The sequence below is a fragment of the Kitasatospora sp. NPDC056327 genome (assembly GCF_042261735.1).
Lineage (GTDB): Bacteria > Actinomycetota > Actinomycetes > Streptomycetales > Streptomycetaceae > Kitasatospora.
In genome coordinates, this window is the sequence record NZ_JBHJRC010000542.1 from 1 (window position 1) to 1620 (window position 1620).

At 57.4% G+C, this 1620-nt stretch carries 2 rRNA genes; both read right to left on the reverse strand.

Features of this window, described 5'->3' with window-relative positions:
• Positions 1-1276: ribosomal RNA gene (locus ACFCX4_RS36175) — 23S ribosomal RNA — on the reverse strand; the annotation flags it as partial.
• A 259-nt stretch (positions 1277-1535) separates the two neighbouring features.
• Positions 1536-1620 (reverse strand): 16S ribosomal RNA (locus ACFCX4_RS36180); the annotation flags it as partial.

A 1620-nucleotide genomic window follows, 5' to 3' on the forward strand; every position in this document is an offset into this window, starting at 1 on the left:
TGCTGCAATGACACGACTTCGGTGATGTGCTTGAGCCCCGCTACATTGTCGGCGCGGAATCACTTGACCAGTGAGCTATTACGCACTCTTTCAAGGGTGGCTGCTTCTAAGCCAACCTCCTGGTTGTCTCTGCGACTCCACATCCTTTCCCACTTAGCACACGCTTAGGGACCTTAGTCGGTGTTCTGGGCTGTTTCCCTCTCGACCATGGAGCTTATCCCCCACAGTCTCACTGCCACGCTCTCACTTACCGGCATTCGGAGTTTGGCTAAGGTCAGTAACCCGGTGAGGCCCATCGCCTATCCAGTGCTCTACCTCCGGCAAGAAACACGTGACGCTGCACCTAAATGCATTTCGGGGAGAACCAGCTATCACGGAGTTTGATTGGCCTTTCACCCCTAACCACAGGTCATCCCCCAGGTTTTCAACCCTGGTGGGTTCGGTCCTCCACGAAGTCTTACCTCCGCTTCAACCTGCCCATGGCTAGATCACTCCGCTTCGGGTCTTGGGCATGCAACTCAACCGCCCTGTTCGGACTCGCTTTCGCTACGGCTACCCCACACGGGTTAACCTCGCTACACACCGCAAACTCGCAGGCTCATTCTTCAAAAGGCACGCAGTCACGGCCCACCAGCAAGCTGATGAACGACGCTCCCACGGCTTGTAGGCACACGGTTTCAGGTACTATTTCACTCCGCTCCCGCGGTACTTTTCACCATTCCCTCACGGTACTATCCGCTATCGGTCACCAGGGAATATTTAGGCTTAGCGGGTGGTCCCGCCAGATTCACACGGGATTTCTCGGGCCCCGTGCTACTTGGGAGATGAACAAGCAAGCCGTACAGATTTCGCCTACGGGGGTCTTACCCTCTACGCCGGGCCTTTCGCATGCCCTTCGACTATCCATACGGTTTCTGACTCGCCCAGCCGCCGGCAGACGACTGAAGTTCATTCCCACGACCCCTTGAGCGCAACCCCTGCCGGGTCTCACACGCTCAAGGTTTAGCCTCATCCGGTTTCGCTCGCCACTACTCCCGGAATCACGGTTGTTTTCTCTTCCTGCGGGTACTGAGATGTTTCACTTCCCCGCGTTCCCTCCACACTGCCTATGTGTTCAGCAGCGGGTGACAGCCCATGACGACTGCCGGGTTTCCCCATTCGGAAACCCCCGGATCAAAGCCTGGTTGACGGCTCCCCGGGGACTATCGTGGCCTCCCACGTCCTTCATCGGTTCCTGGTGCCAAGGCATCCACCGTGCGCCCTTAAAAACTTGGCCACAGATGCTCGCGTCCACTGTGCAGTTCTCAAACAACGACCAGACACCCACCTCACCAAGCATGGGACCGGCGATACTGAAGCAACGGCTCACAGCCGTTCCCTCAGGACCCAACAACGTGCCCGACACAGTCGATCCCCGAAACGTTCCACGCCGAAGCAGTACTAGTCCCTGGTCTCTTCCTGTGCCGAATAGTCAACGTTCCACCCATGAGCAACCGTGCAGGACATTCGCCTGCAAGCGGCATATTGCTCCTTAGAAAGGAGGTGATCCAGCCGCACCTTCCGGTACGGCTACCTTGTTACGACTTCGTCCCAATCGCTGGTCCCACCTTCGACGGCTCC